The organism is Methylocystis sp. MJC1 (genome assembly GCF_026427715.1).
Classification (GTDB): domain Bacteria; phylum Pseudomonadota; class Alphaproteobacteria; order Rhizobiales; family Beijerinckiaceae; genus Methylocystis.
On sequence record NZ_CP107558.1, the window covers coordinates 3,855,615 to 3,868,953 of the forward strand.

A 13,339-nucleotide genomic window follows, 5' to 3' on the forward strand; every position below is an offset into this window, starting at 1 on the left:
GGAAAAAGGTCATTTCGACAATGGCGCGCCCAATGTGAAATAAGAGCGCCCGAAAATGGAGGCGCCCCATGAGCACACGCCCTTTCACCATCGTCTTCGCGCTCTACGACGGAATGACCCAGCTCGATTTCACCGGCCCGCATGAGTTTCTGAGCCGGGCGCCAGGAGCCGTGACCATTATCGCCAGCCGTGACGGCGGCTCGGTGAAATCGGAGCGGCTCGAATTCGGCGGGACCGTTCCTTTGGTGACTGTTTCGAGCTGCGATCTTCTTTGCATCCCCGGCGGGCTCTCGGCGACCGCGGTCGCGCTCGACCGGATCTTCATCGCGGAGATTCGGCGTCTCGGCCTCGGCGCGCGTTATGTGACGTCGGTCTGCACGGGGTCGCTCATTCTTGGCGCGGCCGGTCTTCTGAAAGGAAAGCGCGCTGCTTGCCACTGGGCGTGGCGCGATCTTCTGCCGCTGTTCGGCGCCATCCCCCAAGCCGACCGGGTGGTTCGCGACGGCGACATCATCACCGGCGGCGGCGTGACGGCGGGGATCGATTTTGCCTTGAGCGTTCTCGCGGAGATCGCCGGCGCCGATGTGGCGCAGGCAATCCAGCTCGGCCTCGAATACGACCCTCAACCGCCCTTTCATTCGGGCTCGCCCCAGTCGGCGCCGCCCGAAATCCTCGCCCGCTTCCAGGCGACGGCCGCCCCGCTCATTGAAAAACGGCGCGCCCAGGCTGAGGAGGCCGCGCGCAATTTAGGGGCCGAGACGTCGGCGCCCGATCTCCAGTGATGAAACGGCGGGCAAAGCCCGCCGTTGCAAGCGTCAGAATTTGACTTTGATGCCGCCTTGGACGCCGATCGGCGCGCCGGCGTAAATCGAGCCGGTGGCGTTCTGCGCCAAATAGGCGCCGGGGGCTTGAAAGCCGTACATCAGGGTGTTCGTGACATTCGTCGCCCCCGCGACCCAATTCTGGTTCAGCAGATTATTGACCTGAACAAAGGCGGTGAACTCCTTGAGGAAGCTGTCCGATAGCTCCCGCTTGTAGTGGGCGTTTAGGTTCACCAGCCCATAGCTCGGGATGGTGAGCTGGTTTCCATTGTCGATATAATAGGAATACTGGTAGATATACTCGATGAAGGCCCCGATCCCTCTGAAGTCCCCATTCGGCTGATCGTAAGTCAGCCGCGTTGTGAGCTGATGGGCGGGCACGTTGGGGACTTTATAGCCGGCTCTGTTCAGATAATAGGTGTTGGCGCTGTAGGGCGCGCCGCCGCCGCTATTTCTCTGCTCGATGTAATCCGTGAAGACCTGGTTGTTGTAGGTGTAGTTCACCAGCCACTTCAATCCCTCGCGCAGCTCGTAATCCGCCGCGAATTCGGCGCCGCGGTGGACGGAGCCGGGGGCGTTGAACTGGTAGCTCAATTTGCCTGCGCCGGGCCGCTGCGCCAGAATCTCGTCGGTCCACCACTCGTAGAAACCGGTCAAAGAGACGGTGAGCTTGTCGTTCGGGGTCCAGACAATGCCGCCGTCGACGCCCGTATTGGTTTGCGGCTTCAAGCCGGTGTTCGGTCCGAAATTGCCCTGCTGGTCGACAAAAAACGCCCCGTAATTCGGCGTGCCGAAGCCGCGCGACGTGCGCGCCCGCACCTGCCACTCGCTGTTCGGCTGCCAGGTGAGCGAAGCCTCATGCGCCCAGTTCACCCAAAGATTATTGAACTTCGCCGATCCGAAGCTCGTCGGAAGAAGCGGGTTATCGGCGTTGGCGTAGCCGAGGTTGTCGGACTGCGAATTGTTTCGGCTCGCCTCGATGTCCATGCCGATGACGGCGGTGAGCGTCGGCGCAAGCGCATATTCCGAACGGAAGCGAGAGCCGAAATTGGAGACGAGCACGTCCTGCTTATTGGTGAGCTGCGGCATCACATTGCCCGGGCCGAACATGGCCAGAGGCTTGGTGTTGGTCGTGAAGCGGCTGCTGTTGTAATAGACTTCCACATTGTTGCGCAGATCGCGCCCGAGGAATTGGCCGAGGGTCGTCACATCGGTTCGGATGTCCACCCCAGGGACGTTGGCATAGGTGTTTGGGGTGTCGATCGGCTGCCAGAAATCCTTGTCGTAATAGATTCCCGTCGTGCGGATGACGGTGCTGGCGTCGACTTCATGTTCCCAGCGCAAGCCGAGCGCGTCGAAACGATCGTTGCGCAACCAGCCGCTCTGCGTGCCGGTGATCGGCAGCGACGCGCCGTTCACGCCGTTGATGAACAGGCTGGTGCCGCCACACGATTGGTTCGCGAGGCCCAGCGCCGGCGAAATGGCGTAGCACCCCCTTTGGAAGGGGTTCGCATAATACTGGTTGAGCGACAAGCGCGCCGGCAGCTCGCCATAGAGCTGATTATGGATGAATTTGAAGGTCACCTTATCCTGCGGAGTCACCTCATAGGTCGCGCGCAGATTCACGGTTTGCGTGTTGCTGTTGTTGTTGAGCGTAAACCCTTCGAGCCGCATGTCGCTTGCGAAGACTGCGAAATCGAGCTTGCCGACCTTCTTGCCGAAAGTCATATAATTATTGACGTAGCCGAAGCTGCCCCCTTCGCTCCCCGCTTCAACGCCGTCGATCTCCGCGCCGCTGCGCGTGCGGAAATTGATGGCGCCGCCAACCGCGAAATTACCGAACAAAGCCGATGACGGCCCGCGATACACATCGAAGCCGGCATAGGCATGGGGATCGACCCAGTCGGTGCGCGAATAACCGTCCGGCATCGCCATTCTGAAGCCGTCGTCCATCAGAATGATCCTTTGGATCGCGCCGCCGAACCGCGCGCCCGAGCCGCGGATCGAAATGGTCATGTCCCTTGGACCATTGCCCTGTTTGAACGACACGCCCGGGGCGTAGCGAAGCATGTCGCCGACTGTGCCCAAGGGTTGTTCGGCGAAGGTTTTGGCGCCGATTTCCGTGACCGTCTGACCGGTTGGCGCGCGGTAAATGGGGAGCTTCAATTTTTCGGGGCTGAAACCCGGCGCGGCCTGCGCGCTGATGAGCGGCGAAGAGGCGGGAGCGACGTCCGTCCGCCCGGTATGCGCCGAACGATTTGGTACGCTCGCCGCAGGCCTTCCGCCTGTGTGTTTTTGGCGTTGCCCGCTGATGTCGATCATCGGCAGACTTTGTTGCGCGCAGGCGTGAGAATTCGCGATAATTGCGATAGCGAGCAGCGACGCGCCCGCCGTTAGAGACTTCCGGCACATGGGAAGAAGCTTTCGTATCTCGAAACAGGAAAGAACGCCCGAAAAGCGCTGCGCCATGCGATCGCGCGATCGCTTATGCGAGAGACTATCGAGAACGCTTCGGGGCGCAGCTTGCGCTCGTATCGAGCGGCGTCTCCTCGGACGCGCAATCGATCGAGGCAGGAAAAGAACTAAATCGTCGGCGGCGCAGTGGCCGACCAAGCAGTCAGCGCGCCCTCTACAGGCGCGGGCGGAATATCCACTGCTGGGAATTCGAGCGCAGTCGGCGCGTCAGGAAACTCTACGAGTAGGACAATCGCCTCGATCAGACCGAGGCGGACATGATCCTTATCGCTATCGAAGCGGCAAAAAACGCAGCATTCGAGGCCATCCGCATGATGATCCGTTTGATCGCCGGCATGCTCTCGGCGCTCGCAGATGGTATTTTGCGGGCCGGCGGAACGCTCGACGCCCACGTCCGTCGCGCTTGCAGCCCAAAGCAGATTGCCGAAAACGCGCGGCGCGACGCTGAGCATAAGGCAAACGATCAGCGCCGCATGCATCACGCGCGCTGCTAGAGCCGATCGTTTTACTTTCCGCCGCATGACGTTAGGGAGTAATACCCACCGCCAAGCTGGCGCAAGGCGGACCAACGAAGGCCGTCTCATGTTTCTTGGCATGTTGCACATCCGCAACACATTGCTTGCATTGTTTTCGACGAGACGCGCATCCATCGCGTTTCAAACGCTTGTGATCCGCCCCCCGCCGCCGCTATGCTGCGCCGCCGAAGGCGCTGCAATCGGAAAGGCTTGCGGAACATGAATGAGAGCATGAGCGATCGTCCCGTGGTCACCGACAAGGAGGCGCTGCTCTTCCACTCGCGCGGGCGGCCGGGAAAGCTCGCCGTCGTCTCGACCAAGCCCATGGCGACGCAGCGCGATCTGTCGCTCGCCTATTCGCCGGGCGTCGCCGCGCCGGTGCACGCCATCGCCAAAGACCCGACGCTCGCCTTCGATTACACGACGCGCGGCAATATGGTCGCGGTCATCACCAATGGCACGGCGATCCTCGGCCTCGGCGATCTTGGGCCCCTCGCGGCAAAGCCGGTGATGGAAGGCAAGGCAGCGCTCTTCAAGCGCTTCGCCGACATCGATTCGATCGATCTCGAAGTTGACACCAAGGAGATCGACGAATTTGTCGCCGCCGTGCGCTATCTCGGGCCGTCGTTCGGCGGCATCAATCTCGAGGACATCAAGGCGCCCGAGTGTTTCGTGATCGAAGAGCGCTTGCGCGCGCTCATGGATATTCCCGTCTTTCATGACGACCAGCACGGCACGGCGATCATTTCCTCCGCCGGCCTCATCAATGCGCTGCTGCTGACGGGCCGCGACATCAAGACCGCGAAGCTCGTCTGCAATGGCGCGGGCGCGGCGGGCATCGCCTGTCTTGATCTCGCCAAGGCGCTCGGCTTCGACCACCGCAACGTCACGCTCTGCGACACCAAGGGCGTGGTCTATCGCGGTCGCGAAGCGGGCATGAACCAATGGAAGAGCGCCCACGCCGTCGAGACGAGCGCGCGCACGCTCACCGAGGCGCTCGAGGGCGCCGATGTCTTCTTCGGCCTTTCCGTGAAGGGCGCGCTGACGCCCGACATGCTGAAATCCATGGCGCCGGACCCGATCATTTTCGCGATGGCCAATCCAGATCCCGAGATCACGCCGGAAGAAGCGCGCGCGGCGCGGCCGGACGCGATCATCGCGACGGGGCGCTCGGACTACCCCAACCAAGTCAACAATGTCCTGGGCTTTCCCTACATCTTCCGCGGCGCGCTCGACGTGCGCGCCAAGACCATCAACATGGAAATGAAGATCGCCGCCGCGCAGGCGCTGGCCGATCTTGCGCGTGAAGACGTGCCGGACGAAGTCGCCAACGCCTATCGCGGCGCGCGCCCGCGCTTCGGCCGCGACTATCTCATCCCCGCGCCTTTCGATCCGCGCCTCATCTCAGTGATCCCGCCGGCGGTGGCGCGGGCGGCGATGGAGTCGGGCGTCGCCCGCCGTCCGATCATCGACATGAAAGCCTATCGCGCCGAGCTCTCGGCGCGTCGCGATCCGATCGCCGGCCTCATGCAGACGATCTATGAGCGCGTGCGGCGCGAACCCAAGCGCGTCGTCTTCGCCGAGGGCGAGGAGCAGCAGGTGATCCGCGCGGCGGTCGCTTATGTGAATCAGGAATTGGGCGAGGCGGTGCTCGTCGGCCGCGAGGATCGGGTGAGGGCCAACGCCGCCAACGCCGGCGTGGAGCTCGTTCCCGGCATCGAGATTCACAATGCGAAGCTCTCCCAACGCAACGGCGTCTATGCGCAATTCCTGTTCGAGCGGCTGCAGCGCAAGGGCTTTTTGTTCCGCGACTGCCAGCGCCTCATCAACCAGGACCGCAACCATTTCGCCGCCGCCATGGTGGCGCGCGGCGACGCCGACGCCATGGTGACGGGCGTCACCCGCAATTTCTCCAATGCGCTCGAGGAAGTGCGCCGCGTCGTCGATCAGAAGCCCGGCCATCGCGTCATCGGCGTGTCGCTCATTCTCGCCAAGGGCCGCGTGGTGGTCGTCGCCGATACCGCGATCACCGAATTGCCGGAGGCCACCGAGCTCGCCGAAATCGCGATCGAAGCGGCGGGCGTCGCGCGGCGCATCGGCCTCGTGCCTCGCGTGGCGATGCTGGCTTTCTCGACCTTTGGCTATCCGCCGGGCGAGCGCACGGCGCGGGTGCACGAGGCGGTGCGCGTGCTCGACCAGCGCCGCGTCGATTTCGAATATGAGGGCGAGATGGGCGCCGACATCGCGCTCAACAAAGACTTGATGAGCGCCTATCCCTTCTCCCGGCTGAAGGACACGGCGAATGTCCTCATCATGCCGGCCTTCCACTCGGCGGCGATCTCGACCAAGATGCTGCAGGAACTTGGCGACGCCACCGTCCTCGGCCCGCTGATCGTCGGCCTCGACAAGCCCATCCAGATCGTCCAGCTCGGATCGACGGATACGGAGATCGTGAACATGGCGGCGCTCGCCGCTTTCGGCCTCGGCGGCTAGCGCGCGGCCCGGTACGTTCCGGCCTGAATAGCCCGCACTGGGGCTTGGTCATTCCCGGCGGGCTGAAAGCCCGACCGGGAATCCAGAGCCACAAGAGCGCTGATTTTGCTCTGGATTCCCGAGCGCTCGCTTTGCGAGCGTCGGGAATGACGGCCCTAGCAACGGGATTTCGTATTAGAAATTGATGCGCAACAGGTTCGACATGGGTAGGCCATAGAAGAAGCCGAACGCGAAATGGATCACGAGATTCGTCGCGCCGAAACCAAAGGCAAAAAGGCCAAGATTTTCCGTGGCGCTTCTCAGATATTGGCGGTTCCTGAGCTTCGGCCGCCGGGGCGCGCGAAGGACGCGTGCTTCCTCAGGTTCCGGTTGCGCCACAGCGGCCGCCACGGCGCTGTTGAAGGAATAATGAAGACGGCTCATTGCGATGGCCCCATTTGCGAATGTGGTTGCCAGCTCGTATCGAAAGTAGAGGACACCACGCCGCCTAACGCCGTTTGAACCCGCGTGGGACAACTTTAATCAACGGCACGGTTTTTTAACCATACGGTTTGGCCCAAGGTTTTCAGACGGGGCGACGCCAACGAGATATCAGAGCCCGATGAGGTGGAGCGGCCTTGTATACTCGACTTTAACCATCTGAAATAAAGGCGGCAGAAGTCAGAGTTCGACGATTTGCACGTCTAAAAGGCACCCATCCCAAAGAGAACGCGCAAAGGCGACGGCCTCCTCCAGCGACTCGGCGGGGTGCGAACTGATCAAAATGAAACGTGGCGTGCTTACCCATCGCCGACAAGCAGTTGATCGATTGCATCTTCAACCGCTGCACAGTCGTCGCCGACCACCGCGATCAACTTGACGCCATCTGTAACGCACTTCGCGACGAAAGGCCCCAGCCTGCGCGCAGTCTGGGCCCTGTTTTCAGGACGATCTTGGGAAAGTAGATCACATCTCGTATTACTGCGCCGCGAGTTTGATCTCGGGATAGGTGCAGCGCTCGGCGCTCTTGTCGTCGACATGGAGATGCGACGGCGGCTCGGCGAAGGCGATCCCGAGCGTCTGCCAGACATCGGCCATCGCTTCAACGAGATGGGCGATATGCTCATGCGTATGGCGCGGCGTCGGGGTGATGCGCAGGCGCTCCGATCCCTTGGCGACGGTCGGATAGTTGATGGGCTGGATGTAGATATTGTGCCGCGTGAGCAGCAGATCGCTCGCCGCCTTGCACAGCTCCGCCTCGCGCACCATCACCGGCACGATATGCGAGCCGTTTTCCAGCACCGGGAGACCGGCGGCGGCGAGCGCATGTTTGGTGATATGAGCCGCGCGCTGATGCGCGGCGCGCAGATCGGAGCGGCGCTTCAAGAGCCGGACGGCGGCGCAGGCGGCGGCGGCCACCGGCGGCGGCAAAGCGGTCGAGAAGATGAAAGCCGGCGCGTAAGAGCGAATAGCGTCGATGACCGCGGCGTCGCCGGCGACATAGCCGCCCATGGCGCCGAAGCCCTTGGCCAGCGTGCCCTCGATGACGTCGATGCGGCCCATGACGCCCTCGCGCTCGCAGATGCCGGCGCCGCGTGGGCCATACATGCCGACCGCGTGGACTTCATCCACATAGGTCATGGCGCCGTAGCGCTCGGCGAGAGCGGCAATCTCGGCGACAGGCGCGACATTGCCGTTCATGGAGTAGAGGCTCTCGAAGATGACGAGCTTCGGCCGGTCGCCGGCTTCGATCAGCAGCTCCTCGAGATGGGCGAGGTCGTTGTGGCGGAAGATTTTCCGTTCCGCCCGCGAGCGCTTCACGCCCTCGATCATGGAATTGTGATTCGAGGCGTCGGACAGAATCACGCAATTGGGCAGAAGGTCGGCGATGGTCGAGATCGCCGCGAGATTGGAAATCCAGCCCGAGGTGAAGACCAGGGCCGCCTCCTTGCCATGGAGGTCGGCGAGCTCGTGCTCCAGCTCGACGATGGCGTGGCTTGTGCCCGAAATATTGCGGGTGCCGCCCGACCCGGCGCCAACTTTGCTGGCGGTCTGCAGCATGGCGTCGATGACCTCGGGGTGCTGGCCCATGCCGAGGTAATCGTTCGAACACCATACGGTGACGTTTTCGATCGAGCCGTCATCTCGAATCCATCGGGCGACGGGGAAGCTCTCCACGTCGCGTTCGAGATGCGCGAAGATGCGATAGCGGCGTTCGTCCTTCAGACGGGAGACGGCCGCCTCGAAATATCGCCGATAGACCATATGACCCAACCCTCGATCTTTGACGCCCATCAAACCAGACTGCCGGCCCCGTCCTGCCCTGCGCCTTGTTTGGACGTTTTCTTACATAGCCCATCCTAAGCCGGAAAGCGAGTGGCGGAACGTCGCGGCAAGGCTCCAAGCTCGGCAGTCTGCGCGCGGGTTCACAGACCGGACATGGAGACTGCCTAAGTCTCGGCCGGTCTTATGTAAAAGGGGCGTATTATGAAATCCTTTAAGATCGCGCTGGGCCTTGCAGCGCTCGCAACGGCGCCCGTCTGCGCGCAGGAAGGCGATCACCGCTCGGGCGGCCACGCCAGCCTCGGCGATTTCGACAAGATCGTGGTCATCTACCAGGAGAACCACAGCTTCGATAATCTCTACGGACTCTGGGACGCGGTCGGCGAGCGGGAAATCAATGGCCTGCGCGCGCTCGAACGCTTCGAGCATGCTGGACAGCCGGGGCCCTGGGTGCAGATCCGTTCTTCCGCCGATGGGTCCAAGCCCTATCTCTGCCTGCCGCAGAACGACGTCAATCTCACGTCGCCCGCGCCGCTCGCCACAATCTGCACGGATGACACGTCGGGAGCCGGCTCGCCGATCAACGGGGCCTTTTTCGATCGGTTCCAGATCGATGAGCATATCGCGTCGGCGGACACGACCTGCCCGGCTCCCGGCGTCTTCGCGCCGAGCGGCGTGGCGAAAGGCCAGGGCCTGGCTGGCGGCTGCACGCGCGACATCGTGCATCGCTTCTATTCGGAGCAGTATCAGATCAATGGCGGCCAGCAGAATCGCTATGTGACCGGCAGCGACGCGATGGGCCTCGTCATGGGCTACTACGACACCCGCAAGCTGCCGCTCTACAAATATCTGCACCAGCCCGGCGCGCCGAAATATGTCATCGAGGACAACTTCTTTCAGGCGGCCTTCGGCGGCTCCTTCCTCAACCATCAATGGCTGATCGCGGCGAAGACACCGGTCTTCGCCAATCCGGTGACGGACGGCTCCGGCAACGACCTTCACTCGATCGTCGACGCCAACGGCATGCCGACCAAGACGCCGCTCTATTCTTCGACGAACGCCGCGACGGCGGCGACGCTGCGCGACAGATCCTTGACGGCCTACTGCGCTGGAGACGCCCGCAACGCCGCGAACCTGCCGCCTGCGCCCGCCGGCGTCGCCTGCGGTGATTACGCGGTCAACACCACGCAGGCCTGGGCGTGGCCCTACGCGCCCGGAACCGCCGACGCCAAGCGCCTTCCGCCGCTCGCCAATCCGACGATCGGCGACCTGCTGAGCGCGAAAAACATCGACTGGGCCTGGTATTCCGGCGGCTGGGACAATGCCGAAGGCAACACGAGCGGCAAGGGCTGGACCAATGGCGTCGGCGGCGCCTGTTTCGATCCAAACGCCAACCCGCAGACGGTCGGCGGCGTGCTCCGCTGCCCGGATAAGAACTTCCAGTACCACCATCAGGCGTTCAACTACTTCGCCGCCTACGCCCCGGGCACGGACGCCCGCAAGGCGCATCTGCTCGACGAAGCCGAGTTCATCGACGCCGCCAAGAACGGCAAGCTCAAGGCTGTGAGCTTCGTGAAGCCGCTGGGCGCGGACAATGAACATCCCGGCTATGCGAGCGAAGCCGCCGGCAGCAACCATCTCGTCGAGCTGGTCGACGCGATCGTCAAAGGTCCGGACGCGCAGAAGACACTCATCATTGTCACTTATGACGAGTTCGGCGGCGCCTGGGACCATGTGCCGCCGCCGCCCCACAATGTCGACAAATCCGCGCCGTCCGATCAGTGGGGCCCTGGCACACGCATTCCTGCGCTGATCATCTCGGCCCGCTTCCGCCGCTCCGGCGTCGACAGCCACGCGCATGACACGACGTCGGTGCTGAAGTTGATCGAGGAACGCTTCGGTCTCCCGTCGCTCTCCTCGCGCGACGCGGCGGTTCGCAGCCTCTCGACGGCGGTGACGATCGCCCGCTAAGGCGCGCCAAGCGGATCAAGGCCCCGGCCGGCGCGCGAGCCCGGCCGGGGCTTTTTCTTTACGACGCCAACGCGTCCAACACCCGCGCCCAGCTACGCGCGCCCTTGTGGAAGGAGGTGTAGCTGTATTTCTCGTTGGGCGAGTGGATGCGGTCGTCGTCGAGGGCGAAGCCGATCATCAGCGCATCCATATTGAGGTCGCGCTTGAAGGCGCCGACGATCGGGATCGAGCCGCCGCAGCCCGCCAGCGCCGCCTCCTTGCCCCACTCTTCCGTGAGCGCCCGCCGCGCCCGATTCAGCGCTTCGGAACCAAAGGGAAGCTGCAGCGCGTTGGAGGCGCCGTGGTTGATGAACTCGACCTTGGCGTCGGCCGGCAGACGCTCCTTCACAAAGGCGCGGAAGCTCTCGAGCACCGCTTTGGCGTCCTGCTTGCCGACAAGCCGGAAGGAGAATTTGGCGGACGCCTCCGCGGGCAGCACCGTCTTCGAGCCCTTGCCGGTATAGCCGCCGACGACGCCGTTCACGTCGCAGGTCGGCCGCGCCCAAATCTGCTCCAATATGCCGCAGCCCTTTTCGCCGCCGATCCGCGTCAGGCCGATCTCGCCGAGCCACGTCGCCTCGTCGAAGTCGAGCGCGCGCCACTGCTCGGCGATATCCTCAGGGATTTCCGGCACGCCGGCATAGAAGCCGGGGAGCGTCACTTTCCCTTCTTCGTCATGCAGATCGGCGATGATTTTCGCGAGCACATGGACGGGATTGTTCACCGGCCCGCCGAACATGCCCGAATGCAGATCGTGGCTCGCGATGCGGATGAAGACTTCTTCCTGCGCCAGGCCGCGCAGCATGACCGTGATCGCCGGCGTGGTCGCGTTCCACATGCTGGTGTCGCAGACGAGCGCAATGTCGGGCTGCGAGAGCTCGTCCTTATTGGCGGCGAGGAAGCCGGGGAGGGAAGGCGAGCCCGTCTCCTCCTCGCCCTCGAAGAGGAAAGTGACGTTGCAGGGCAGGCCGCCGTTCTCTTCGAAGGCGCGGCAGGCCTCGATGAAGGTCATGAGCTGACCCTTATCGTCTGAAGCGCCGCGCGCGACGATCTCGTCGCCATCCTTGCCGGCCGCAAGACGCGGCGCAAAGGGGTCCGACTCCCAAAGTCCCAGCGGATCGGCCGGCTGCACGTCGTAATGGCCGTAAAACAGCACATGCGGCGCGTCCTTGCGCTTCGCCTTGGCGTGGCCGACGACGATCGGATGGCCGGGCGTCTCATGTACATCCGCCGTATATCCCAAGCCTTTGAGCTGGTCCGCCAGCCAATTGGCGGCGCGCTGGCAATGCTGGGTAAAGGCGGGGTCGGTCGAGACCGAAGGGATGCTCAAAAGGTCGAAGAGGCGCTGGGTCGACGCGGGGAGATTCGCGTCGATCGTGTTCAGGACGGCGTCGATCGTGGCCATGGAATCAAGTCCTTCGCAGTTGGAGCGAGGCTAGTGCGAAGTTAGGGCAGAGGAAAGGCCGGAGAGATCACTGGCTCGACGCCTGAGCGCCATCCGGCTTCTTGCGCTTGCGCTTGGGGCGGCCGCTTTTGGTGAGATGTTTCCACTCATGCGGCGCGAGGTCGATGGTCTGCGGGCCGGCCGGCTTGTCGGGGCCCTTGCCACGGTTTCGGATGCGATTCAGCACCGCCGAGCGCACGGACGGCGATTTCAGCGCGAGCCCTGCGACATCCGAGGCGAAGCCCGGCAAGATCAATAGGAAAGAAGCGAGCGCCTGAATCGCCCCATCGAGCATGGCGCCCTCGGCGCGCCATTTTCCGCGCTCCCGCCAGACGGCGAGAAGCCGCTTGACGTCCGCAAGGCCGATCCCGGTCGTGCCTAGCCCGAGCAGGATCGCGGCAAGGAGCCCGATCGCGCGCAGGACAAAGGCGAAGGCCAGAATTTCCAGCGCGAGCCAAAGGCCGAGCGCCAAGCCGATGAGCTTCGTCCTGTCGGTCACTCGTGGAACACTCCCGCGCTCGCAAACGCTTGGCCGCGCACGCCCGATGGGGCGCGGAGCCGGCCTTGATTCGTGACATGTGAGCGGCGACATGTTAGCCGACAAGAGAAGAATCCGGGAGTGACCAATGTCGCCGAGCGGCGAACCTTTCGACCCGTCGCTGATCGTCTTTGCGGCGCTCGCCATTTTCGTGGTGTGGAAGCTGCGCTCCGTGCTCGGCGTGCGCGTCGACCGCGACGCGCCGCCGCCCACGCAATTCGAGCCGCGCCGCGCGCCGATGGGGCCCGCCCCGCTGCCGGGCGCCGCGCCCGCCGACGACCTGCCGGCGGTGCGGCCCGAGGATCGTTGGAAGGGCGTCGCCGAGAATCGCGCCGAGGCGATCACGGGGCTCGACGCCATCGCCGCCGCCGATCCGCGCTTCGACGGCAAGGGGTTCGTCGAGGGCGCCCGCCGCGCCTATGAGATGATCGTCGGCGCTTTCGCCAAGGGCGACCGCGACGCCCTGCGCCCGCTGCTCGCCAAGGATGTCTTCGACGGCTTCGCCGGCGAGATTGCGCGGCGCGAGGCTGAAGGAGAGACGGTGGAGACGGCGATCGTCGCCATCGATTCGGCGCTGGTCGATTCCGCCAGCGCCGCGCCGCGCCTCAATGAAATCACCGTCCGTTTCGCCGTGCGGCTGATGAATATCCGCAAGGACAAGGCGGGCGAGGTCATCGAAGGCGGCGCCACCACGCCGGTCGAGGAGCTTTGGACCTTCGCACGCGATCCGCGCGCCTCGGACCCCAATTGGAAGCTCGTCGCCACCCGCGCCGTCTGATTC

General features: G+C 63.6%; 10 protein-coding genes. 5 read left to right on the forward strand and 5 right to left on the reverse strand.

Going from position 1 to position 13,339, the window contains the following annotated elements; genetic code table 11:
* Positions 1-68: 68 nt before the first annotated feature.
* Positions 69-782 (forward strand): DJ-1/PfpI family protein, encoded by a 714-nt coding sequence (locus tag OGR47_RS18525; RefSeq protein ID WP_165049359.1) that lies wholly within the window; start codon positions 69-71, stop codon positions 780-782.
* A 33-nt stretch (positions 783-815) separates the two neighbouring features.
* Here the strand turns inward: OGR47_RS18525 and OGR47_RS18530 are convergent, their stop codons facing one another.
* Positions 816-3,143, reverse strand: coding sequence for a TonB-dependent receptor family protein (locus tag OGR47_RS18530; protein ID WP_267270094.1), 2,328 nt, complete (start codon positions 3,141-3,143; stop codon positions 816-818).
* 410 nt (positions 3,144-3,553) lie between these two features.
* Between OGR47_RS18530 and OGR47_RS18535 the strand changes: the two genes are divergently transcribed.
* Entirely contained in the window at positions 3,554-3,790 is a 237-nt protein-coding gene (locus tag OGR47_RS18535) for a hypothetical protein (protein ID WP_165049365.1), read from the forward strand.
* A 252-nt stretch (positions 3,791-4,042) separates the two neighbouring features.
* Entirely contained in the window at positions 4,043-6,304 is a 2,262-nt protein-coding gene (locus OGR47_RS18540) for an NADP-dependent malic enzyme (RefSeq protein WP_165049368.1), read from the forward strand.
* A 174-nt stretch (positions 6,305-6,478) separates the two neighbouring features.
* Here OGR47_RS18540 and OGR47_RS18545 read toward each other — a convergent pair whose 3' ends face one another.
* Complete coding sequence (locus OGR47_RS18545; RefSeq protein ID WP_165049370.1) at positions 6,479-6,727, reverse strand: hypothetical protein; 249 nt, start codon at positions 6,725-6,727, stop codon at positions 6,479-6,481.
* A 534-nt stretch (positions 6,728-7,261) separates the two neighbouring features.
* Complete coding sequence (gene hemA, locus OGR47_RS18550) at positions 7,262-8,548, reverse strand: 5-aminolevulinate synthase (protein WP_165049372.1); 1,287 nt, start codon at positions 8,546-8,548, stop codon at positions 7,262-7,264.
* A gap of 222 nt (positions 8,549-8,770) precedes the next feature.
* On the opposite strand from hemA, the gene OGR47_RS18555 reads away from it, so the two are divergent.
* On the forward strand, positions 8,771-10,537 hold the full coding sequence (locus OGR47_RS18555) for an alkaline phosphatase family protein (RefSeq protein ID WP_165049374.1): 1,767 nt from the start codon (positions 8,771-8,773) through the stop codon (positions 10,535-10,537).
* A gap of 58 nt (positions 10,538-10,595) precedes the next feature.
* Here the strand turns inward: OGR47_RS18555 and OGR47_RS18560 are convergent, their stop codons facing one another.
* Together OGR47_RS18560 and OGR47_RS18565 are read right to left on the reverse strand one after the other, a co-directional pair.
* Positions 10,596-11,981, reverse strand: coding sequence for a M20/M25/M40 family metallo-hydrolase (locus OGR47_RS18560; protein ID WP_165049376.1), 1,386 nt, complete (start codon positions 11,979-11,981; stop codon positions 10,596-10,598).
* Positions 11,982-12,048: 67 nt separating this feature from the next.
* Positions 12,049-12,519 carry an FxsA family protein gene (locus OGR47_RS18565; protein ID WP_246729573.1) on the reverse strand — a complete coding sequence of 157 codons (471 nt, stop codon included), beginning with the start codon at positions 12,517-12,519 and terminating at the stop codon, positions 12,049-12,051.
* Between the two features lie 127 nt (positions 12,520-12,646).
* On the opposite strand from OGR47_RS18565, the gene OGR47_RS18570 reads away from it, so the two are divergent.
* The gene (locus OGR47_RS18570) at positions 12,647-13,336 is read left to right on the forward strand and encodes a Tim44/TimA family putative adaptor protein (RefSeq protein WP_165049378.1); all 690 of its coding nucleotides are present in this window, start codon (positions 12,647-12,649) and stop codon (positions 13,334-13,336) included.
* Positions 13,337-13,339: the final 3 nt, after the last annotated feature.